This window comes from Streptomyces sp. MspMP-M5 (assembly GCF_000373585.1).
Classification (GTDB): Bacteria; Actinomycetota; Actinomycetes; order Streptomycetales; family Streptomycetaceae; genus Streptomyces.
On record NZ_KB891853.1, the window covers coordinates 126,664 to 146,772 of the forward strand.

Here is a 20,109-nt window from a genome sequence, read left to right on the forward strand (position 1 = left end):
CGGCGGTCTCCGGCGAGGTGAGGTCAGCGCCGGGCGACGCCCTCCGCACGGGCGGCGGCCGCGACGGCCGCGGTGACGGCCGGGGCGACCCGCTCGTCGAACGGCGAGGGGATGACCTTGTCCGCGCTGAGCTCGTCGGCGACGACGGCGGCCAGCGCCTCCGCGGCGGCGAGCTTCATGCCCTCGGTGATCTGCGAGGCGCGCACCTGCATGGCGCCGGCGAAGATGCCCGGGAAGGCCAGCACGTTGTTGATCTGGTTCGGGAAGTCGCTGCGCCCGGTGGCGACCACCGCGGCGTACTTGTGGGCGACGTCCGGGTGGATCTCCGGGTTGGGGTTGGCCATCGCGAAGATCATCGACTCCTTCGCCATCTTCGCCACCGCCTCCTCCGGCACCGTGCCGCCGGAGACGCCGATGAAGACGTCGGCGCCGTCCAGCGCTTCCTCCAAGGAGCCGGTCAGGCCCGCCTTGTTGGTGAAGCCGGCCAGCTCGCGCTTGACGTCCGTGAGGTCGCCGCGGTCGGCGGAGACGACGCCCTTGCGGTCGCAGACCGCCACGTCCCCGATGCCCGCCTCGACGAGGATCTTGGCGATGGCGACCCCGGCCGCGCCGGCGCCCGAGATGACCGCCCGCAGCTCGCCCAGCGCCCGGTCGGTGAGCTTGGCGGCGTTGCGCAGCGCGGCGAGAGTGACCACGGCGGTGCCGTGCTGGTCGTCGTGGAAGACCGGGATGTCCAGGCGCTCCTTGAGCTTGCGCTCGATCTCGAAGCACCGGGGCGCCGAGATGTCCTCCAGGTTCACGCCGCCGAAGGAGGGCGCGAGGCGGACGACGGTGTCCACGATCTCGTCGGTGTCGGTGGTCGCGAGCGCGATCGGGACCGCGTCCACACCGCCGAACTGCTTGAAGAGGATGGCCTTGCCCTCCATCACTGGAAGGGATGCCTCCGGTCCGATGTCGCCCAGGCCCAGCACCGCGGTGCCGTCCGTGACCACCGCCACGACCTGGGACTTCCATGTGTAGTCGTGCACGAGCTCGGGCCGCTCGGCGATGGCGCTGCACACCTTGGCGACGCCCGGCGTGTACGCGAGGGACAGGTCGTCCTTGTCCCGGACCGGCACCGTTGCCTGGACGGCCATCTTGCCGCCGCGATGCAGCGCGAAGGCCGGGTCGAAGAGTTCGCCGGACGTGCCGTCCGCGCCGTCTTCCGCGCCCGTCTCGCTGTCGCCGCGAGGATTGACGATCTCCGCTGCCACTGTTCTCTGACCCCTTTGTCGTAAATCTGTTGAGGGTTGGCCACTCCCTGGTTGAGGAGTGGGCGGGCACCGCGCCCGTGCCCTGTGCGGCGGATGGCCGCCGCGCGGGGGGAGGTACGGACGCCGGGCGCGCCGCACACGCGCCCCGAGCCCCGGATGAGGGGTGTAACGAACCTTTCTACCGGACGGGCGCGCGCGGCGACGAGTCAGATTCGTTACCTGCCGGTACACAGCTCCCCGACAATAGCGACGGATTGGCGAAAAACGCCGAAGATCCCCCAGGACTGTCCGAATTCCGAGACACCACCGCGCTCACGGAGCGTTCCGCCGTGCCACCGGGCCGCGGTTTCCTCGCCCCGCAAGGCCGGGAAGCGCCCCGCTCCGTCCGTTATCCGATTTTGACCTGAACGGCAGTCCGAATACCGGAGTCCGGATGGCAAGATTCCCGTCACCGACCGAGGGCGCGAGGTCCAAAGGTGCCCAAAGGTGTGTGCACATCCCCTTCTCACCAGCACATCGGCTGCCCACACTGGCACGTCGGTCACCCACCCGCAGGAGGATCCGCATGACCGCAGACATCACCCGTCGCGCGGCGGCCGGCAGGTCCGTCCGGACCGCCGCCGCGATAGCCACGGTCACCGCATCGCTGCTGCTGCTCAGCGCCTGCGGTGACCAGACGGACGCGGCGATCGCCCGGCGGGAGGCGGCCAAGAACCGGAATCCGCACGCCCCGCTCTTCAACAGGCTCCCCAAGGACGTCCAGGACAAGGCGATGCTGCAGGTCGGCTCGGACATCACCTACAAGCCGGTGGAGTTCCGCTCGAACGGCGCGGTGGAGGGCATCGATCCGGATCTCGCGGCGGCGATCGGCAAGGAATTGGGCATCAAGCTCAATTTCAACAACGCCACTTTCGACACCCTCATGGGCGGTCTGAAGTCCAAGCGCTACGACATCGCGATGTCGGCGATGACGGACACCAAGGACCGGCAGCAGGGCATCGACTCCAGCACCGGCAAGAAGATCGGTGAGGGCGTCGATTTCGTGGATTACCTCAACGTCGGTGTCTCGCTCTACACCCAGAAGGGCAAGACCAAGGGCATCGACGGCTGGGAGACCATGTGCGGCAAGAAACTCGCCGTGCAGCGCGGCACCGTCTCCCACGACCTGGCCAAGGACAAGTCCAAGGCATGTGAGGACGGCGGCCAGCAGCCGATCTCCATCGAGGCGTTCGACAACGACTCCGAGGCCCAGACCCGGCTGCGGACCGGCGGGGTGGACGCGGTCTCCAGCGACTACCCGGTCGCGGCCTACGCGGTGAAGGTCTCCGGCGGCGGCAACGACTTCCAGACGGTCGGCGGTGCCCCGCTCAAGGCGGCGCCCTACGGCATCGCCGTCCCCAAGGGGCAGACGCAGTTGCGCGACGCGATCAAGGCGGCCGTGGAGCTGGTGATCAAGAACCACGCGTACGACGGCGTCCTGGCCAAGTGGAACGTCAAGGACGCCGCGGTCAAGGAAGTGCAGATCAACGGCGGTACCTGAGCCGGCGCCCGGTTCCGCCCCGCCGGCGCGCTCCGCGCGGCCCCCCACGCCTCTCCCGCCACCCGCTGAAAGGCTTTTCTCCGTGTCAGTTGACGTCGACAAGCCGGCCGAGCCGCCGGCGGCCGCTCCGCCGACCCAGCCCGAGCCCATCAAAGCCATACCCGTCCGCCACTACGGGCGCTGGGTCGCCGCGCTCGTCGTCATCGGGCTGCTGGCGCTGCTCGTCCGGGCCTTCGCCTCCGGGAAGGTCAACTGGGGCGCGATACCGGAGTACATGTTCAACGCGGACATCCTCAAGGGCCTGCGCAACACCCTGTGGATCACCGTGCTGTCGATGGTGATCGGCATCGTGCTGGGCGTGATCCTGGCGGTCATGCGGCAGTCCAAGAACCCGGTGACCAAGTCGGTGTCGTGGTTCTACATCTGGTTCTTCCGCGGCACCCCGGTCTACGTCCAGCTCTTCCTGTGGTTCAACCTCGGCCTGGTCTTCCAGTACATCGACATCATGCCGATCTACAAGGACGAGTGGTCGGACTTCATGACCCCGTTCCTGTGCGCGCTGCTCGGCCTCGGTCTCAACGAGGCCGCATATATGGCCGAGATCTGCCGGGCGGGCCTGAACGCCGTCGACGAGGGCCAGACCGAGGCGGCGCACGCGCTGGGCATGAGCCACGGCAGGACGCTGCGCCGGATCATCGTGCCGCAGGCGATGCGGGTGATCGTGCCGCCGACCGGCAACGAGGTCATCAACATGCTCAAGACCTCGTCCCTGGTCATCGCCGTCCAGTACTACGACCTGCTGCAGGCCGCGCAGAACGTGGGCCGGGACTCCGGTGTCGTCGTCGAGATGCTGATCCTGGCCGCGGCCTGGTACCTGATCGCCACGACGGTGCTCAGCATCGGCCAGTACTACCTGGAGCGCTACTACGCCCGCGGCTCCAGCCGTCAGCTTCCGCCCACCCCGTTCCAGCGCCTCAAGGCGAAGCTGGCCGGCCCGAACCGCGCCGGAGGTGCGGCATGAGCACGAACGAGAACTCCGGCAAGGCCACGAAGAAGGCCGCGCAGAAGACGGCGGAGAAGGCCGCGTCCGAGAGCACGGCCGAGAGCACGGAGAAGGCCACGAAGAAGAGCACGGTCAAGGCCGAGGCCCCGGCCGCGGAGACCGGCTCCGGCAAGGCCGCCGTCCCGATGGTCAAGGCCGAGGGCGTCCACAAGTCCTTCGGCACCGCGCACATCCTCAAGGGGATCGACCTGGAGGTCGCGCCCGGGGAGGTCTTCTGCCTGATCGGCCCGTCCGGTTCCGGCAAGTCGACGTTCCTGCGGTGCATCAACCACCTGGAGAAGATCAACGCCGGCCGGCTGTCGGTCGACGGCGAACTGGTCGGCTACCGCGAGCAGAACGGCAAGCTCTACGAGCTGCGCGACCGCGAAGTGGCCGCCCGCCGCCGGGACATCGGCATGGTCTTCCAGCGCTTCAACCTCTTCCCGCACATGACCGCGCTGGAGAACATCATGGAGGCGCCGGTCCAGGTCAAGGGCGAGTCCAAGGCGGCCGCGTGGGAGCGGGCGGCGGCGCTGCTGGAACGGGTCGGGCTCGGCGACAAGGCCGGCAACTACCCCTCGCAGCTCTCCGGCGGCCAGCAGCAGCGGGTGGCGATCGCCCGGGCGCTGGCCATGGAGCCGAAGCTGATGCTCTTCGACGAGCCGACCTCGGCCCTCGACCCGGAGCTGGTCGGTGACGTCCTGGACGTCATGAAGGACCTGGCCGCCGACGGCATGACGATGGTCGTGGTCACCCACGAGATGGGCTTCGCCCGCGAGGTCGGCGACTCACTGGTCTTCATGGACGACGGCGTGGTGGTCGAATCCGGCCATCCACGCGACGTCCTCACCAACCCTCGCCACGAGCGGACCCAGTCGTTCCTCTCGAAGGTGCTTTGAGGTTTGCTTCCCACGTTGTCGGCTTTCCCGCCGTAGGGGTTCGCCTTCTTGCGCCTGGCGGCGCCGGCCGTTTGCGCCTGCGGCGCGTTGCCGGTCCGCTGCGCGGGGCTTTCGGCCGCGGTGCCGGGCCTCCGGGGCAGGGGGTGTGTCCGGACTGCTTCGCTTTACGTCCGGACACACCCCCTGCCCCTCCGACCCGTCCCCTCCCGTTGGAGGGTGGATTCCAAGCCAGTTGGGGCGCGCGTCCCGGTGGGTCCCTGCGGGCTCCGGACTGATGGGCGGCCCTACTGACAGGCGGATCCCCTTGGTAGACGACCGGCAGGGGACCACTGAGGTCAGCCCCCACCCACCGTCTTCATAACCCCCAACGGGAGGGGACGGGCCGGAGGGGGTGGTGTGCCGGACGTAAAGCGAAGCAGTCCGGCACACCACCCCCGCAGGCCCGTCACCGCACCCAACAGCCCCGCGCAGCGGACCGGCTCGCCGCCAGGCACCACGGCGGGGAACCCGGCAACGTGGGAAGCCAGCCAAGCGCAGCGGACCGGCGGGGAAGCCGACAACGTGGGGGGCAAGCCAAGCACGGCATCGGCGTAATACCCTCGTAGCAACGAGACCCATTACGCCTGGCGCCGTAAGGAACACACGTGGAACTGGCCTATTACTCGGACTACGCCGTGCGGCTGGTCAATACCGAGCAGCCCGAGCGTGGTGGGGACACCCTGACCTCGGTCGAGGCGGTTCGGGAGCTGTTCGGGCCGGCCAAGCAGGCCGCCCGGCGGGCCACCGAGAGCGATGTGACGCGGCTGCGCACGGTCCGTTCCCGGCTGCGTGCCGTCTTCGAGGCAGCCGACCGCGGGGACGAGGTGCTCGCCGTGGACCTGCTGAACGCGCTGATGATGGAGTTCCCGGTCAGCCCGCAGATCTCCGGGCACGAGTTCCGCGACGACGACAGCCGTCCGAAGTGGCACATGCACATCGCCGATCACGCCGCCAACGCCACCGCCGGCTTCACCGCGACCGCCTGCATGGGTCTGGCCTTCCACCTCACCGAACTGGGCGTGGACCGGCTGGGCATCTGCGAGGCCAAGCCCTGCCGCAACGCCTACCTGGACACCTCGACCAACCGCTCCCGGCGCTACTGCTCCGACCGCTGCGCCACCCGCGCCAACGTCGCCGCCTACCGCGCCCGCAAACGCCTGGAGAGCGGCCGCACCGCCGAGAACGCCCAGGCGAGCACCGCCCGCGGCGAGCGCTGAAGGCCGCGCGGCGGCCGCACCCGCAGCCAGGCCCGGGCGATCACCAGCTCGTCGGGGACCGCCCCGAACTCCCGGCTGTCGTTCTCCACGTACGGGTTGTCCCCGCGCACCCACCAGCCGCCGTCCCGCCGCTCCACCGCGCGCTTGACGATCAGCAGGTCCTGGCGGAACGGGTGCCGCAGCACGACCACGTCACCGGGGCGCACCACCGCCCCGTACCGGACCACCAGCTGGTCGCCCGGTCGGAGCGTGGGCACCATCGACGGGTTGTAGACCTCCGCGAGCCCGAAGGCCCGCAGCGGCCCGCCCCGCACCGGCTCCGCGCCGCCACCGCCCGCCCGCTCCGGCTCGCGCACCCGCTCCGGCATCCCTACCTCCCGGTCCAGCCCCCTTGCGACGTTCACCGGACCATCCTCCATCAGTCCCGTCCCGGCACCGGACTTTTGCCCTAAGACCCCCGGGGCACCCGAGAAAAGCCTTCCCGTACCGAGTAATCTCGCACGTGAGAAGACGATCACGAGGAAGGACTGAACATGCTTTCCCGCCTGTTCGCCCCCAAGGTGAAGGTCAGCGCCCACTGCGACCTGCCCTGCGGCGTGTACGACCCGGCCCAGGCCCGCATCGAGGCCGAGTCGGTCAAGGCCGTCCAGGAGAAGTACCAGGCCAACGAGGACCCGGACTTCCGCACCCGCGCCGTCCTGATCAAGGAGCAGCGGGCCGAGCTGGCCAAGCACCACGTCTCGGTGCTGTGGAGCGACTACTTCAAGCCCCCGCACTTCGAGAAGTACCCGGAGCTGCACCAGCTGGTCAACGACACCCTCAAGGCCCTGAGCGCCGCCAAGGGTTCGAACGACCCGGCCACCGGCCAGAAGGCCCTGGACCTGATCGCCCAGATCGACAAGATCTTCTGGGAGACCAAGAAGGGCTGAGCCCGGCCCCGCGCCGTCGACCTGCGGTCCTCCCGATCGCCTGGTCCCCTGACCGCACCCGGTCCGCGAACCGCCGCAACCCGGCGGCCCTTGCGGGCCGGGTGCGGTCGTTGTGCGGGCCGTCGATAGCCCCGGGCTATAGGGCCCTGACGCCTCAGCCGCCGGAGGTCAGCATGCCGCCGTGCCGAACCAGCCAGTCGCGGTACGCCTCGCTGGCCCAGGCGATCTCCGTGTACGCGGCGGTGAGGTCGGCGAACAGGTCGCGGGCGGTGGCGGCCGGCGGGCCGTCCGCGCGGCAGGCCATGAAGAGCCGGACCGCCAGCGGGTCGCCGTGCAGCGGGCGGATCGCCATGCCGGGGCGGGAACGGGCGGTGGGCTGGCAGGGGGTGACCACCTCGCCGGCCATGACGAGGTCCACGGCGGTGAGGTAGTCGCCGTGCACCACCCGGGGGTTGATGCCGGCGGCGGCCCAGATGCGGCGCAGCCCGGCCCACTCGCCGTCCACCGTCGGGTCGACCATCCACTGGTCGGTGGCCAGGTCGGCGACCCGGACGACGCCGCGCCCGGCCGCCGGGTGGCTCTCCGCCAGGGCGATGAACTGCGGCTCCCGGGCGAGGAGTTCGTACTCCGCCACGCCGTCGGGGACGCGCAGCGGGGCACCCTCGACCTCGTGCACGAAGGCCGCGTCCAGCTGCCCCATCGCCACCATGTGGAGCAGGGCGTTGGCGGACACATCGGTACGTATCGTGGTGTCGGTCTCGGGCAGCCGGGCACGCAGCCGGCGCAACCAGCCCGCGACGGCCGGGCTGTTGGTGCTGCCGATCCGCAGCCGGGTGCCCTCCTCCCTGACCGAGACCGAGGCGATGTCCTCGACAAGCGCCCGCATCTCGGCCACTATCGGGCGGGCGCGGCAGAGCACGGAGTGCCCGAGAGGGGTGGGGCGGCTGCCGGTCGGCTCGCGGAAGAAGAGCTGGCCGCCCAGGGCCTTCTCGATGCGGTGGAGCTGGGTCGTCAGGGAGGGCTGCGTCATCCCCAGCTGGCGGGCCGCCTTGCGCACGCTGCCGGTGTCGGCGATGGCGCACAGGGCGCGAAGATGCCTTACCTCTAGCTCCACGCCGGGAGCATAAACGCGCGGGCGCGGCTCACACCAGCCTCTTCGGCCGCTGTGAACTCCGGCTCTTCACCAGCACGTTGGCCCACCGCCACCGGGGGTATTGGTTCGGGCTATCGCCACCTGGCATCTCCGTCCCACGGGTGAACTCCGTCCACACTCAACGGCACCAAGAAATCCGCAGGGCCCCGGCCGCCGCCCCACACGGCGGCCGTACGGCCCCTCGGAAATTAAGGAGCCCCCCACATGAGATCTCCCAAGACGGCGCTGTCGGCTGCGCTCGGTCTGGGCCTCGCCGCCGCGCTCGCCGCGGCCGCACCGGTGTCGGCGACCACCCCCGCCGCGCCCTCCCCCTCCCACCACAGCACCCCCGCCTCCATCGCCGCCTACACCGGTTCGGCGAAGGAGAAGGCGGACACCAAGGCGTTCTTCGACGCCGTCATGAAGTCGGCCAGGGCCAAGCTGAAGGCCAACCCGCACCTGAAGTCGGTGACCGTCACCTACGACGCGAGCGCCGCCCCGACCTTCGCGAACGAGATATCCCAGAGCGCCTCGATATGGAACGGCGCCGTCAAGAACGTCAAGCTGCAGCAGGGCAGCGGCGGCGACTTCCAGTACAAGGAGGGCAACGACCCGCGCGGTTCGTACGCCAGCACCGACGGCCACGGCAAGGGCTTCGTCTTCATCGACTACACCCAGGCCCAGCAGTACAACCGCACCCGCATCGTGGCGCACGAGACCGGCCATGTGCTGGGCCTGCCGGACCACTACGAGGGCCCCTGCAGCGAGCTGATGTCCGGCGGCGGGCCCGGCCCGTCCTGCCAGAACACCCAGCCGGACGCCAACGAGCGGGCCAAGGTGGACCAGCTCTGGACGAACGGCCTGGCCGGCGCCCGCTTCGGCGGCTGACCCGGCCCCTGAACGCGGCACGGCGGTCGGCCCGCCGTCCCCCGGCCGGGCTGACGGTGGCCGGGCAGGCGGCGGTCCGGGGCTGACGGTGCCGGTACCTGGCGGCCGGCTCCGTACCCCCCACCAGCCCTGACGATCCGTACGTCCGCCCTTGCGGTGGGGCTCCTCCCCGAGCCCCACCGCTCGCGTGTGTACGGGAGTCGGGCCGGCCGCCGGCGTCAGGACCACAGGGCCCGGCCGAGGGCGACGCCGGCGAAGGCGGCGGCCAGTCCGGCCACCAGGCTCAGCACGACGTTGAGCACGGCGTACCGGCGCGCCCCGTCGACGGTCAGCCTGAGGGTCTCGTAGGAGAACGTCGAGTACGTCGTCAGGGCCCCGCACAGGCCGGTGCCGAGCAGGAGTCGGGTGTGCGGGCCGGCGGCACCGGCGGCGGCCGCGCCGGTCAGCAGGCCGAGGATCAGGCTGCCGACGACGTTGACGGCGAACGTCCCCCAGGGCAGGACGGTGTCGTGCCGGGCCTGGACGAAGCGGTCGGTGAGGAAGCGCAGCGGTGCCCCGACCATGGCACCGGCCACCACCAGCAGCCAGTTCACGCCTGTGTGTCCTCCCCGCCGGCGGTGCGGTCCGCCCGGCCCCGGAACGCGATCGTCTCGCACGGGTCGAGGGTCACCAGGCCCCCGCCCGCGAGGAGTTCGGACAGCTGCGGCAGGAACGCCCGCACCCGCTCCTCGGTGTCCACCACGACCACCGCCACCGGCAGTTCCTCGCTGAGCGACAGCAGCCGCTGGGTGTGGATCAGCGAGCTGGCCCCGAAGCCCTCGACCCCGCGGAAGACGCTCGCCCCGGCCAGCCCCGCGGCGTGGGCGCGGTGCACGATCTCCGTGTAGAGCGGCCGGTGGTGCCAGACGTCCTGCTCGCCGACGAGGACGGTCATCCGCAGGGCCGGGCTCCCGGCGGGAGGCGTCGGTGGGTGCGCGGCGCGGTCCGTCATGCCGGCCGCCGCAGTCCGAGGAGCGCCCGGGTGGCGGCCCCGGCCAGCGCCACCGCCGCCAGTGCGGCGAGCAGGGTGCCGGCGAGGTAGGCCAGGGCGAGCGGCAGCCGTCCGGCGGACACCAGGCGCTCGATGTCCACGGCGTGGGTGGAGAAGGTGGTGAAGCCGCCGAGAATGCCGGTGCCCAGGAACGGCCGGAGCAGCCGGTGCGCGGTCCACACCTCGGCGATCAGCACCATCAGGACGCCCATCAGCGCACAGCCCACGACGTTGATCACGAGTGTGGTCCAGGGGAAGGCGGTGTCGGCGGTCGGCCAGAGCAGGCCGGCGCCGTAACGGGCGGTGGCGCCGAGGGCACCGCCCACGGCCACCGCGCCGATCACCGGCCACTCGCCCTGCCAGGGCAGCGGCCGGCGGGCTCGCTCGTCCATCGTCCGCGGCTCTCCCTGTCTGCGTGTCCGGCCCGGTCCGTCGAGGGGCGTCACCGCCCTCAGGCTAAGCCCCGCCATTTGACACCGCTAAACATGGGATGTTCCCATCACCGGTGGAATCATCGGAGGATGCAAGGTGCCCCGCCGGCGGGCACCGGCGGACGCAGACCCGCGGAACGCGGACGAGAGGACGGCGCCGATGCCGCTGCGCAGTACCGCCCGCACCAGCCTCGTCGAGCTGGTCATCGAGCAGATGGAGCGGCTGATCGCCGACGGCGAGTGGCCGGTCGGCGCGAAGATCCCGGCCGAGCCGGTGCTCGTGACCCAGCTGGACGTCGGCCGGAACACCGTCCGCGAGGCGGTCCGCGCCCTGGTGCACACCGGGATGCTGGAGCCGCGGCAGGGCGACGGGACGTATGTCCGCGCCCGCAGCGGCTTCGGCGCCGCGGTCCAGCGCCGGCTGCGCCGGGCCGCCAACCTCGAGGCGTACGAGGTCCGTTCGTGCCTGGAGCGGGACGCCGCCCGTTACGCGGCCGAGCGCCGCACGGACGAGGACCTGGCCGCGCTGCGGGAGGCGCTGGCGGTGCGCAACCGGGCCTGGGACACCGGCGACGTCGACCGGTTCGTCGAGGCGGACCTGCGCTTCCACCGGGCGGTCGCGGCCGCCGCGCACAACAGCCTGCTGGCCGAGCTGTACGAGCAGTTCGGCGACGCGCTGCGGGACGCCGTGGCGGCCGTGGTCGGCACGCCGCTGCTGCCCGACGCGGTCCGCAGCCAGTTCGACGCGCACACCGCGATCGTCGACGCCATCGAGGCCCGGGATCCGGAAGCCGCCGAGCGGGCGTCCCTGGCGCACCTCGCCGAGGCCGCCGCCGTACTGCGCGACCCGGCCGACGACCGCGGCGGTGCCGACGAGACCACGCCGGACGCCGGCACGCACGGAAACGACGGGACACGGGAGGACACCCAGCCATGACGAACGGACCGGCATCGGGCATACCGGAGGCGCCGCCGCGGCCGGCCGAACGGGCCGCGGCGGCGGACGGGACCGGGCAGGACCCGGCCGGCACCACCGGCCGCCGCGCCCTCTACCTCGGCATCGGCGTCGTCCTGCTCGCCCTGAACCTGCGCCCCGCGCTGGTCGCGGTCTCCCCGCTGGCCGGCACCATCCGCGCGGCCAGCGGGATGTCGGCGGCCGCCACCAGCCTGCTGACCGCGCTGCCGCTGCTCTGCTTCGGACTGCTGGCACCGGTCGCCCCGCGGCTGGGCCGACGCCTGGGCATGGAGCGTTCGCTGCTCTGCACCATGGCGCTGATCTGCCTGGGCACCGGGCTGCGGCTGCTGGACTCGGTGGTGGCGCTGTTCGCCGGGACGGTCGTGATCGGCGCCGGGATCGCGGTCGCCAACGTCCTGCTGCCGGGCCTGATCAAGCGGGACTTCCCGGCGAGGACCGGCCTGATGACCGGGCTCTACTCGATGTCGCTGTTCGGCGGCGCGGCACTGGCGGCCGGCATCACCGTCCCGGTGCAGCAGGCCGCCGGGCTCTCCTGGCAGGCCACGCTGGCCTGTTGGGGTGCGCTGGCGGCGCTGGCGCTGCTCGTCTGGCTGCCGCAGGTCCGGGCCCGTACGCGAGTGTCGGAGGCCGCCGCCCGGCAGGCCGCCCACCCCGTCCGCGGCCTGTGGCGCTCGCCGCTGGCCTGGCAGGTCACGGGCTTCATGGGGCTGCAGTCGCTGAGCTACTACGCGGCCGCCGCCTGGCTGCCGACGATGCTGGAGGACGCCGGGACGAGCGCGGGCGACGCCGGCTGGATGCTGTCGTTCTCCTCGCTGCTGGGGATCGCGGGCTCGTTCCTGGCGCCGGTGATCGTCGGCCGGCGGCTGCGGGCCGGCACGCTGGCCGCACTGGGCGCGGTGCTGTGCGCGGCGGGCTTCGCCGGGATGTGGGCGGCGCCGGTCGGCGGCGCGTACCTGTGGATGACGCTGCTGGGGCTGGGCCAGGGGGCGGCGATCAGCCTGGCGCTGCTGTTCATCGTCCAGCGCGCCCCGGACACCCGGCACGCCGCCCAACTCTCCAGCATGGCCCAGTGCTTCGGCTACATCCTGGCCGCCACGGGCCCGGCGGTGCTGGGCGCCGTCCATGACGCCTCGGGCAGTTGGGCCGGTCCGCTGGTGGTACTGCTGGTGCTGCTGGTGCCGCAGGTGGCGGTGGGACTGGGCGCCGCCCGGCCCCGGCACGTCACGGGACACTGAGCCCCCGGGGCGGCTCCCTCCCGGGGCCGCGCCCCACCCGGGGCACCGGACACGCCCTACAGCCAGCCGTTCCGCTTGAAGCCGCGGTGCATCAGCCAGCAGACCCCCACCATCACGGCCATCACCAGCGGATAGCCGAACGGCCAGCTCTTCTCCGGCATGTACTCGAAGTTCATGCCGTAGACGCCGGTGACCATGGTGGGGACGGCCAGGATCGCGGCCCAGGCGGACATCCGGCGCATCGCCTCGTTCTGGGCGTTGGCGACCTGGGCGAGGTGGGCCTGGAGTATGGAGTTGAGCAGTTCGTCGAAGCCGGTGATCCGCTCGCGGACCTGGTCGAGGTGGTCGGCGACGTCCCGGAAGTAGGTCTTGGTCCGGGGGTCGACGAACTGCAGGGAGCGGGTCGCCAGCTCCTGGAGGGGACGGTCCAGCGGGACCACCGCCCGCTTGAACTCCAGGAGTTCGCGCTTGAGTTGGTAGATCCGGTCGGCGCCGCGGCTGCCGCGGACCGAGAAGACCTCGCTCTCGACGTCGTCGATGTCGTCCTGGACATGGGCGGCGACGTCGAGGTAGTCGTCCACGACGAGGTCGGCGATGGCGTGCAGCACCGCGGACGGGCCGAGCGCGAGCTGGTCCGGGTCGCGCTCCAGCTGCTCGCGCAGCGGGCCCAGGGAGCCGTGGCCGCCGTGCCGCACCGTGATCACGAAGTCGGCGCCGGTGAAGACCATGATCTCGCCGGTGTCGACGACCTCGCTGGTCTCGGTGAGCTGGTCGTGCTCGACGTAGCGGACGGTCTTGAAGACGGTGAACAGCGAGTCGTCGTAGTGCTCCAGCTTGGGGCGCTGGTGGGCGTGGACGGCGTCCTCGACGGCGAGCGGGTGCAGCCCGAACAGCTCGACGACGCCGGCGAACTCGACCTCGGAGGGCTCGTGCAGGCCGATCCACACGAAGCCGTCGCCGGTCCGCCGGACCTGCCGGATCGCCTCCTCGGCGGGCTGGTGGCCGTCCTGGCGCACTCCGGAGACATAGACCGCGCAGTTCACCACGGCGGTGCCGAGCGGCGAGCGGGCGGGGTGGCTGAGGTCCACCCCGCCCGCGCGCGGCTGCGGCAGCCGGACGGCCTTGCGGAGGTTGCTGATCATCGACACCCGGCCAGTATCGCCCGTGGGGGCGCGCGAGGGGTACGGCCGGGGCGTCATTTTGCGCACTCCGCACCCCGTCGTGGTACGGGCCGTGCCGTTCATTTGCCCGCGCGCCCCAGGGCGTGCGCCCCGCGCGTGCGTCAGGGGACGAGGGCGGGCCGGTCGGCCGCAGCCGGGTCGGACACCGTTTCGGCGGGTGCCGCGGCCTCCTCCTGGGGCGGGCTCACCGCCCGGGCCCGCCGGGGCAGCCGGAACAGCAGGGCGAGGACGAGCAGCAGCCCGCCGGCGATCCACCACAGGGAGTGCGTGGTGGCGGTGACGAAGCCCGCCCCGCCGGGGCCGTCCACCGCGCCGAAGAACGCCACCGACGACAGCGCCAGACCGAGCGCCATGCCCATCTGGCCGGTGGTATTGAAGATGCCGGAGGCCGAGCCGGAGTGCCGGGCCGGCACCTCGGAGAGCACCACGTCGGTGAGCGGCGCCACGATCAGGCCCATGCCGACGCCCATCAGGACCATCACCGGGCCCATCTGCCAGGACCGCAGGGCGGTGCCGTAGTGGTCGGCCTGCCAGAGGTAGAGCAGGGCGCCGGCGAGCATGATCACCGCGCCGCCCTGGAGCACCGCGCGGCCGAAGCGCGGCACCAGCTTCTGGACGGACAGCCCCGCCGCGGCGGAGCAGGCCAGGGAGAACGGCAGCCCGGTCAGGCCGGCGTGCAGCGGGCCCCAGCCCAGGCCGAGCTGCATGTGCAGCGTCCATATGAGGAAGAACAGGCCGCTGGCCACGCCGAAGGTGAGCTGGACGCCGACGCCCGCCGCGAAGCTCCGGATCCGGAACAGCGAGAGTTCGACCAGCGGCGAGCCGTCCTTGCGGGCCTTGTACCGCTCGTAGCGGACGAACCCGGCGAGCACCGGCGGGCCGGCCGCCATGGCGACGAAGCCCCAGACGGGCCAGCCGGCCTCGCGGCCGTGGGTGAGCGGGTAGAGCACCAGCAGCAGGCCGGCGGTGAGCAGCGCGGTGCCGACGAGGTCGAGGCGGAGCGCGGCATCCGACCGGGACTCCGTGACGAAACGGCGGCCGAGGACGATCCCGGCGACGCCGACGGGGAGGTTGATCAGGAAGATCGGGCGCCACTCCAGGCCGAAGAGGTCGCCCTGGGTGAGCAGGGCGCCGATCAGCGGGCCGCAGACCGCACCGAGGCCGATCACCGCGCCGAACATCCCGAAGACCTTGCCGCGTTCGTGGGCCGGGAAGGTCACATGGATGATCGCCAGCACCTGCGGCACCATCAGCGACGCCATCGCGCCCTGCAGCACCCGCGCGGCGACCAGCATCGCCGGGTCGGCGGCCAGCCCGCACAGCGCGGAGGCGACGGTGAAGCCGCCCATCCCGAGCAGGAAGAGCTTCTTGCGGCCGTGGATGTCGCCGAGCCGGCCGCCGGTGATCAGTCCGATGGCGAACGCCAGCGCGTAGCCGGCGGTGACCCACTGCAGGGTGCCGAAGCCGGCGCCGGTGTCCTGCCGGATGCTGGGCAGCGCGATGTTGACGATGGTCGCGTCGACCAGGTCCATGAAGCCGGCGGTCAGGAGGACGGCGAGGGCCGCCCAGCGTCTGCGGCCGGCGGACGCGGGGGCGTCGACGGCCGGCGCGGCGGGCGTCGGGTCGGACGGGGGCATGCGGAACTCCTGGCGGTGCGGTGGTGAGCGGAGGGACGTCACGGGACGGCGGGCGCTGCGCTGACGGCGCGCGCCGTCCCGGACGTCCTCGACGTTAGAGCCCGTCTAGGACAGTTCCCGTCCTATTTCCTGGGCCATCATCGTGCCATGAGTGAGACATCGGCACGTCTGCTGAACCTGCTGTCCCTGCTCCAGACGCCCCGGGAGTGGCCCGGCCGGGAGCTGGCCGAGCGGCTGCGGGTGACCACCCGGACCATCCGCCGGGACATCGAGCGGCTGCGCGAGCTGGGCTACCCGGTGCACGCCACGCTGGGCGCGGAGGGTGGCTACCGGCTGGCGGCGGGCACCGCCATGCCGCCGCTGCTGCTGGACGACGAGGAGGCGGTGGCCATCGCGGTGGGCCTGCGCTCGACCGCGGGGCACACCATCGCGGGCATCGAGGAGGCGTCGGTCCGGGCGCTGGCCAAACTGGAGCAGGTGCTGCCGGCCCGGCTGCGGCGGCGGGTGGGCACGCTGGGCACCGCCACCGTCCCGATGCCGGCCGGCGACGGCCCGACCGTCGACCCGGAGCATCTGACGGTGCTGGCCGCGGCGATCGCCAACCACGAGCGGGTGCGGTTCGGCTACCGCGGCGGCGCGGGCGACCTCGGCCGGCGCCTGGTGGAGCCGCACCGGCTGGTCGCGGCGGGCCGCCGCTGGTACCTGGTGGCGTTCGACAACGACCGGGACGACTGGCGGATCTTCCGGGTGGACCGGCTGAGCGAGCCGTTCGCCACCGGTGTGCGGACCCCGCCGCGCGCACTGCCGGCCGCCGACGCCGGGGCCTACGTCCGGGAGCGGATGCGCGGCATGGCGGCGACGGCGGCCACCCACCGGGCGGTGGTGACGGTGTACGGGCCGGCCGCGGAGGTGGCCGCCCGGCTCGGCGGCCCGGCGGGCGAGGTGGAGCCGCTCGACGAGGACAGCTGCCGCTGGCGCAGCGCACCCGACTCGCTGGAGTGGCTGGCGATGCGACTGATGCTGCTGGGCCGGGAGTTCACGGTGCAGGAGCCGGCCGAGCTGACCGCGTATCTGCGGACGACGGCGGAGCGGGCGCTGCGGGCAGCCGGGCCGGCCGGGCCCGGCGGGACGGACATCACAGCGATCTCCACCCCCAGGAATACCCCAGGGGGGTAAAGTGTTGACGGGGTCGGCGGAGGGGACACGTCGCCGGCCGCCACCCGTGCCCACGGCCCCGCGAAGAGGAGGCACAACCGACATGACCACCGCGATCGACGGGCCTGTCGTCGAGCTGGAGATCGGCGGGATGACCTGCGCCTCGTGCGCCGCCCGCGTCGAGAAGAAGCTCAACCGCATGGAGGGGGTCACCGCCACCGTCAACTACGCCACCGAGCGGGCGCAGGTGACGCTCGCGGAGGGCAGCGGCGTGGCCACCGCCGACCTGATCGCCACGGTGGAGAAGACCGGCTACACCGCCGCGGCGCCCCGGCCGCCCGCCCCGGAACCCGCCGACGCCGACGCCACCGGGGCCGGCCACGGGCCGGAGGCGGCGGACGCGCCGCTCGCCGCCCTGCGGCAGCGGCTGCTGGTCTCCCTGGCGCTCTCCGTCCCCGTGGTCCTGATGGCGATGGTGCCGGTGCTCCAGTTCACCAACTGGCAGTGGCTGTCCCTTACTTTGACCGCCCCGGTGGTGGCCTACGGGGCCTGGCCGTTCCACCGGGCCGCCTGGACGAATCTGCGGCACGGTGCGGCCACCATGGACACCCTGATCTCGCTGGGCACCCTGGCCGCCTTCGGCTGGTCGCTGTGGGCGCTGTTCTTCGGGACGGCCGGGATGCCCGGCATGACCCACCCGTTCGAGCTGACCATCGCCCGGACCGACGGCGCCGGCAACATCTACCTGGAGGCCGCCGCCGGCGTCACCACCTTCATCCTGGCCGGCCGGTACTTCGAGGCCCGCGCCAAGCGGAAGGCCGGCGCCGCCCTGCGCGCCCTGCTGGAGCTGGGCGCCAAGGACGTGGCGGTGCTCCGCGGCGGGACGGAGGTCCGCATCCCGGTCGACGGGCTGCGGGTGGGCGACCGCTTCGTCGTCCGGCCCGGCGAGAAGATCGCCACCGACGGCCGGGTGGCGGAGGGCTCGTCCGCCGTGGACGCCTCGATGCTGACCGGCGAGTCCGTGCCCGTGGAGGTCGCCGCCGGCGACACCGTCACCGGCGCCACCGTCAACGCCGGCGGCCGGCTGGTCGTGGAGGCGACCCGGATCGGCGCGGACACCCAACTGGCCCGGATGGCCAGGCTGGTGGAGGACGCGCAGAACGGCAAGGCGGCCGCGCAGCGGCTCGCCGACCGGATCTCCGCGGTCTTCGTCCCCGTCGTCATCGTGCTGGCCCTGGCCACCCTCGGCCTCTGGCTGGGCACCGGCCACGGCGCGGTCGCCGCGTTCACCGCCGCGGTCGCGGTGCTGATCATCGCCTGCCCGTGCGCCCTGGGACTGGCCACGCCCACCGCGCTGATGGTCGGCACCGGCCGCGGCGCCCAGCTCGGCATCCTGCTCAAGGGCCCCGAGGTGCTGGAGACCACCCGCACCGTCGACACCGTCGTCCTGGACAAGACCGGCACCGTCACCACGGGCGCGATGACGCTCACCGGCGTCCACCTCGCCGACGGGGTGGACCGGGCGCGGGCGCTGCGCCTGGCCGGTGCGCTGGAGCACTCCTCGGAGCACCCCGTCGCCCGCGCCGTCGCCACCGCCGCCCAGGAGGCCGAGCCGGCCGGCGCCCTGCCGGTCCCCGAGGACTTCGCCAACATCCCCGGCCTGGGTGTGCGCGGCTCCGTCGAGGGGCACGCCGTCCTCGTCGGCCGGGAGCGGCTGCTCACCGACCGCGGCCAGCCGCTGCCGCCGGCCCTGGCCGCCGCCAGGGACGCGGCCGAGCGGGCCGGGCACACCGCGGTCGCGGTCGGCTGGGACGGCGCGGCCCGCGCGGTGCTGGTGGTCTCCGACGCGGTCAAGCCGACCAGCGCCGAGGCGGTCCGCCGGCTGCGCGCGCTGGGCCTGACCCCGGTCCTGCTGACCGGCGACAACAGGGCCGTCGCCGAGTCGGTCGCCGCGGAGGTCGGCATCGACGAGGTGATCGCCGAGGTGCTGCCGGAGGACAAGGTGGCCGTCGTCGCGCGCCTCCAGGCCGAGGGCCGCGCGGTCGCCATGGTCGGCGACGGCGTCAACGACGCGGCCGCGCTGGCACGGGCCGACCTGGGCCTGGCGATGGGCACCGGCACGGACGCCGCCATCGAGGCCGGCGACCTCACCCTCGTCCGCGGCGACCTGCGCGCGGCGGCGGACGCCATCCGGCTCGCCCGGGCCACCCTCGGCACCATCCGCGCCAACCTCTTCTGGGCGTTCGGCTACAACGTCGCCGCGCTGCCGCTGGCCGCCGCGGGCCTGCTCAACCCGATGATCGCGGGCGCCGCGATGGCCTTCTCCTCGGTCTTCGTGGTGGGCAACAGCCTCCGCCTGCGCCGCTTCCGCGCCCTGTCCTGAGCACCCGCCGTCCCGCATCGGCTCCGGCCGCGCCCCGTGCGTCGTCGGGCCCGGTGCGGGACGGTCACGCGTCGGAAGCCTCCAGTTCTCGGCGCCGAACGTTGGCGGTTCGCACACCCGTCCGCCGCCGCCGACCGGCGAGACTGTCCGGGTACCGCCCGCTCCACGTACCCCAGAGGACCTCATGACCGGGTCGCGCATCCTGGCCCTCGGCCATTACCAGCCCTCCCGTGTGCTCACCAACGACGACCTCGCCCGGATCGTCGACACCGACGACGCCTGGATCCGCAGCCGCGTCGGCATCCGCACCCGCCATGTCGCGGCCCCGGACGAGACGGTGGACGCGATGGCGGCCGCCGCCGCGGAGAAGGCGCTGGCCAACGCCGGCCTGGCGGCCGGGGACATCGACCTGGTGCTGGTCGCCACCTGCACCGCCACCGACCGCAGCCCCAACACCGCGGCCCGGGTCGCCGCCCGTCTGGACATGGCCGCCCCGGCCACGATGGACCTCAACGTCGTCTGCGCCGGCTTCACCCACGCGCTGGCCACCGCCGACCACGCCATCCGGGCCGGCTCGGCGACGAACGCCCTGGTCATCGGCGCGGAGAAGTTCACCGACGTGGTCGACTGGACGGACCGCTCCACCTGCGTCCTGGTCGGGGACGGCGCCGCCGCCGCGGTGGTCACCGCCTCCGCCGAGCCCGGGATCAGCCCGGTCCTGTGGGGCTCGGTCCCCCAGATGGGCAACGCGGTCCGCATCGAGGGCAACCCGGCCCGCTTCTCCCAGGAGGGCCAGACCGTCTACCGCTGGGCCACCACGCAGCTCCCGGCCATCGCCCGCCAGGTCTGCGAGCGGGCCGGGCTGCGTCCCGAGGAGCTGGCCGGCGTCGTCCTGCACCAGGCCAACCTGCGGATCATCGAGCCGGTCGCGGAGCGCCTCGGCGCGGTCAACGCCGTGGTCGCCCGCGATGTCGTCGACTCCGGCAACACCTCGGCCGCCTCGGTCCCGCTCGCCCTCGCCAAGCTCGTCGCCCGCCGCGAGGTGCCGCCCGGCGCGCCGGTGCTGCTCTTCGCCTTCGGCGGCAACCTCTCCTACGCCGGCCAGGTCGTCCGCTGCCCCTGACGGGCCCGGCGGCGGCCCG

The 20,109-nt window shown here is 72.7% G+C and carries 19 protein-coding genes; 11 read left to right on the plus strand and 8 right to left on the minus strand.

Annotated features, from left to right (window positions below; genetic code table 11):
* Window positions 1–23 precede the first annotated feature (23 nt).
* On the minus strand, window positions 24–1,253 hold the full coding sequence (locus B073_RS0100555) for an NAD(P)-dependent malic enzyme (protein ID WP_018536141.1): 1,230 nt from the start codon (window positions 1,251–1,253) through the stop codon (window positions 24–26).
* A 565-nt stretch (window positions 1,254–1,818) separates the two neighbouring features.
* Between B073_RS0100555 and B073_RS0100560 the strand changes: the two genes are divergently transcribed.
* The 4 genes from B073_RS0100560 (at window position 1,819) to B073_RS0100575 (ending at window position 5,990) form a co-directional block, all read left to right on the plus strand.
* A complete protein-coding gene (locus B073_RS0100560) occupies window positions 1,819–2,793 on the plus strand; it encodes an ABC transporter substrate-binding protein (protein WP_018536142.1) in 975 nt (324 codons plus the stop codon).
* Between the two features lie 82 nt (window positions 2,794–2,875).
* Window positions 2,876–3,814 carry an amino acid ABC transporter permease gene (locus B073_RS0100565; protein ID WP_018536143.1) on the plus strand — a complete coding sequence of 313 codons (939 nt, stop codon included), beginning with the start codon at window positions 2,876–2,878 and terminating at the stop codon, window positions 3,812–3,814.
* A 167-nt stretch (window positions 3,815–3,981) separates the two neighbouring features.
* Window positions 3,982–4,734 (plus strand): amino acid ABC transporter ATP-binding protein, encoded by a 753-nt coding sequence (locus B073_RS0100570; RefSeq protein ID WP_026246917.1) that lies wholly within the window; start codon window positions 3,982–3,984, stop codon window positions 4,732–4,734.
* A gap of 644 nt (window positions 4,735–5,378) precedes the next feature.
* Window positions 5,379–5,990 carry a CGNR zinc finger domain-containing protein gene (locus tag B073_RS0100575; protein ID WP_018536145.1) on the plus strand — a complete coding sequence of 204 codons (612 nt, stop codon included), beginning with the start codon at window positions 5,379–5,381 and terminating at the stop codon, window positions 5,988–5,990.
* On the opposite strand, the gene sodX is transcribed toward B073_RS0100575, so the two are convergent.
* A complete protein-coding gene (gene sodX / locus B073_RS0100580) occupies window positions 5,912–6,358 on the minus strand; it encodes a nickel-type superoxide dismutase maturation protease (protein ID WP_018536146.1) in 447 nt (148 codons plus the stop codon). The genes B073_RS0100575 and sodX overlap by 79 nt on opposite strands.
* Before the next feature lie 165 nt (window positions 6,359–6,523).
* Here sodX and sodN point away from each other — a divergent pair, with 165 nt between their 5' ends.
* Complete coding sequence (sodN, locus tag B073_RS0100585; RefSeq protein WP_018536147.1) at window positions 6,524–6,919, plus strand: superoxide dismutase, Ni; 396 nt, start codon at window positions 6,524–6,526, stop codon at window positions 6,917–6,919.
* Between the two features lie 154 nt (window positions 6,920–7,073).
* Here sodN and B073_RS0100590 read toward each other — a convergent pair whose 3' ends face one another.
* Window positions 7,074–8,033 carry a LysR family transcriptional regulator gene (locus B073_RS0100590; RefSeq protein WP_026246918.1) on the minus strand — a complete coding sequence of 320 codons (960 nt, stop codon included), beginning with the start codon at window positions 8,031–8,033 and terminating at the stop codon, window positions 7,074–7,076.
* Between the two features lie 243 nt (window positions 8,034–8,276).
* Here B073_RS0100590 and snpA point away from each other — a divergent pair, with 243 nt between their 5' ends.
* Entirely contained in the window at window positions 8,277–8,939 is a 663-nt protein-coding gene (gene snpA / locus B073_RS0100595) for a snapalysin (RefSeq protein WP_018536149.1), read from the plus strand.
* Window positions 8,940–9,157: 218 nt separating this feature from the next.
* Here the strand turns inward: snpA and crcB are convergent, their stop codons facing one another.
* The 3 genes from crcB to B073_RS0100610 are packed head-to-tail and all read right to left on the minus strand — an operon-like array spanning window position 9,158 to window position 10,361.
* The gene (gene crcB / locus B073_RS0100600) at window positions 9,158–9,532 is read right to left on the minus strand and encodes a fluoride efflux transporter CrcB (RefSeq protein WP_018536150.1); all 375 of its coding nucleotides are present in this window, start codon (window positions 9,530–9,532) and stop codon (window positions 9,158–9,160) included.
* Window positions 9,529–9,930, minus strand: a complete 402-nt coding sequence (locus B073_RS0100605) for a DUF190 domain-containing protein (RefSeq protein WP_051093875.1) — start codon at window positions 9,928–9,930, stop codon at window positions 9,529–9,531. Before B073_RS0100605 ends, crcB begins: the two co-directional genes overlap by 4 nt.
* On the minus strand, window positions 9,927–10,361 hold the full coding sequence (locus tag B073_RS0100610; protein WP_018536152.1) for a fluoride efflux transporter FluC: 435 nt from the start codon (window positions 10,359–10,361) through the stop codon (window positions 9,927–9,929). Before B073_RS0100610 ends, B073_RS0100605 begins: the two co-directional genes overlap by 4 nt.
* A gap of 199 nt (window positions 10,362–10,560) precedes the next feature.
* Here B073_RS0100610 and B073_RS0100615 point away from each other — a divergent pair, with 199 nt between their 5' ends.
* A complete protein-coding gene (locus tag B073_RS0100615; protein WP_018536153.1) occupies window positions 10,561–11,337 on the plus strand; it encodes a FadR/GntR family transcriptional regulator in 777 nt (258 codons plus the stop codon).
* On the plus strand, window positions 11,334–12,611 hold the full coding sequence (locus B073_RS0100620; RefSeq protein ID WP_018536154.1) for a CynX/NimT family MFS transporter: 1,278 nt from the start codon (window positions 11,334–11,336) through the stop codon (window positions 12,609–12,611). Before B073_RS0100615 ends, B073_RS0100620 begins: the two co-directional genes overlap by 4 nt.
* 56 nt (window positions 12,612–12,667) lie before the next feature.
* Here B073_RS0100620 and corA read toward each other — a convergent pair whose 3' ends face one another.
* Together corA and B073_RS0100630 are read right to left on the minus strand one after the other, a co-directional pair.
* On the minus strand, window positions 12,668–13,753 hold the full coding sequence (gene corA, locus B073_RS0100625; RefSeq protein ID WP_018536155.1) for a magnesium/cobalt transporter CorA: 1,086 nt from the start codon (window positions 13,751–13,753) through the stop codon (window positions 12,668–12,670).
* Window positions 13,754–13,893: 140 nt separating this feature from the next.
* Window positions 13,894–15,429: an MFS transporter gene (locus B073_RS0100630; RefSeq protein WP_018536156.1), complete on the minus strand. Its 1,536-nt coding sequence runs from the start codon at window positions 15,427–15,429 to the stop codon at window positions 13,894–13,896.
* A 147-nt stretch (window positions 15,430–15,576) separates the two neighbouring features.
* Here B073_RS0100630 and B073_RS38765 point away from each other — a divergent pair, with 147 nt between their 5' ends.
* The 3 genes from B073_RS38765 (at window position 15,577) to B073_RS0100645 (ending at window position 20,090) form a co-directional block, all read left to right on the plus strand.
* Window positions 15,577–16,605 carry a helix-turn-helix transcriptional regulator gene (locus B073_RS38765; protein WP_018536157.1) on the plus strand — a complete coding sequence of 343 codons (1,029 nt, stop codon included), beginning with the start codon at window positions 15,577–15,579 and terminating at the stop codon, window positions 16,603–16,605.
* A gap of 82 nt (window positions 16,606–16,687) precedes the next feature.
* The gene (locus B073_RS0100640) at window positions 16,688–18,967 is read left to right on the plus strand and encodes a heavy metal translocating P-type ATPase (RefSeq protein ID WP_018536158.1); all 2,280 of its coding nucleotides are present in this window, start codon (window positions 16,688–16,690) and stop codon (window positions 18,965–18,967) included.
* A 184-nt stretch (window positions 18,968–19,151) separates the two neighbouring features.
* Window positions 19,152–20,090 (plus strand): beta-ketoacyl-ACP synthase III, encoded by a 939-nt coding sequence (locus B073_RS0100645; protein WP_018536159.1) that lies wholly within the window; start codon window positions 19,152–19,154, stop codon window positions 20,088–20,090.
* Window positions 20,091–20,109 lie beyond the last annotated feature (19 nt).

Coding starts and splice junctions, on each gene's coding strand:
- B073_RS0100560 (WP_018536142.1), top strand. CDS start 1,819: ATGACCGCAGACATCACCCGTCGCGCGGCGGCCGGCAGGTCCGTCCGG.
- B073_RS0100570 (WP_026246917.1), top strand. CDS start 3,982: ATGGTCAAGGCCGAGGGCGTCCACAAGTCCTTCGGCACCGCGCACATC.
- sodX (WP_018536146.1), bottom strand. CDS start 6,358: ATGCCGGAGCGGGTGCGCGAGCCGGAGCGGGCGGGCGGTGGCGGCGCG.
- sodN (WP_018536147.1), top strand. CDS start 6,524: ATGCTTTCCCGCCTGTTCGCCCCCAAGGTGAAGGTCAGCGCCCACTGC.
- snpA (WP_018536149.1), top strand. CDS start 8,277: ATGAGATCTCCCAAGACGGCGCTGTCGGCTGCGCTCGGTCTGGGCCTC.
- B073_RS0100605 (WP_051093875.1), bottom strand. CDS start 9,930: ATGACGGACCGCGCCGCGCACCCACCGACGCCTCCCGCCGGGAGCCCG.
- B073_RS0100610 (WP_018536152.1), bottom strand. CDS start 10,361: ATGGACGAGCGAGCCCGCCGGCCGCTGCCCTGGCAGGGCGAGTGGCCG.
- B073_RS0100615 (WP_018536153.1), top strand. CDS start 10,561: ATGCCGCTGCGCAGTACCGCCCGCACCAGCCTCGTCGAGCTGGTCATC.
- B073_RS0100620 (WP_018536154.1), top strand. CDS start 11,334: ATGACGAACGGACCGGCATCGGGCATACCGGAGGCGCCGCCGCGGCCG.
- corA (WP_018536155.1), bottom strand. CDS start 13,753: ATGATCAGCAACCTCCGCAAGGCCGTCCGGCTGCCGCAGCCGCGCGCG.
- B073_RS0100630 (WP_018536156.1), bottom strand. CDS start 15,429: ATGCCCCCGTCCGACCCGACGCCCGCCGCGCCGGCCGTCGACGCCCCC.
- B073_RS38765 (WP_018536157.1), top strand. CDS start 15,577: ATGAGTGAGACATCGGCACGTCTGCTGAACCTGCTGTCCCTGCTCCAG.
- B073_RS0100640 (WP_018536158.1), top strand. CDS start 16,688: ATGACCACCGCGATCGACGGGCCTGTCGTCGAGCTGGAGATCGGCGGG.
- B073_RS0100645 (WP_018536159.1), top strand. CDS start 19,152: ATGACCGGGTCGCGCATCCTGGCCCTCGGCCATTACCAGCCCTCCCGT.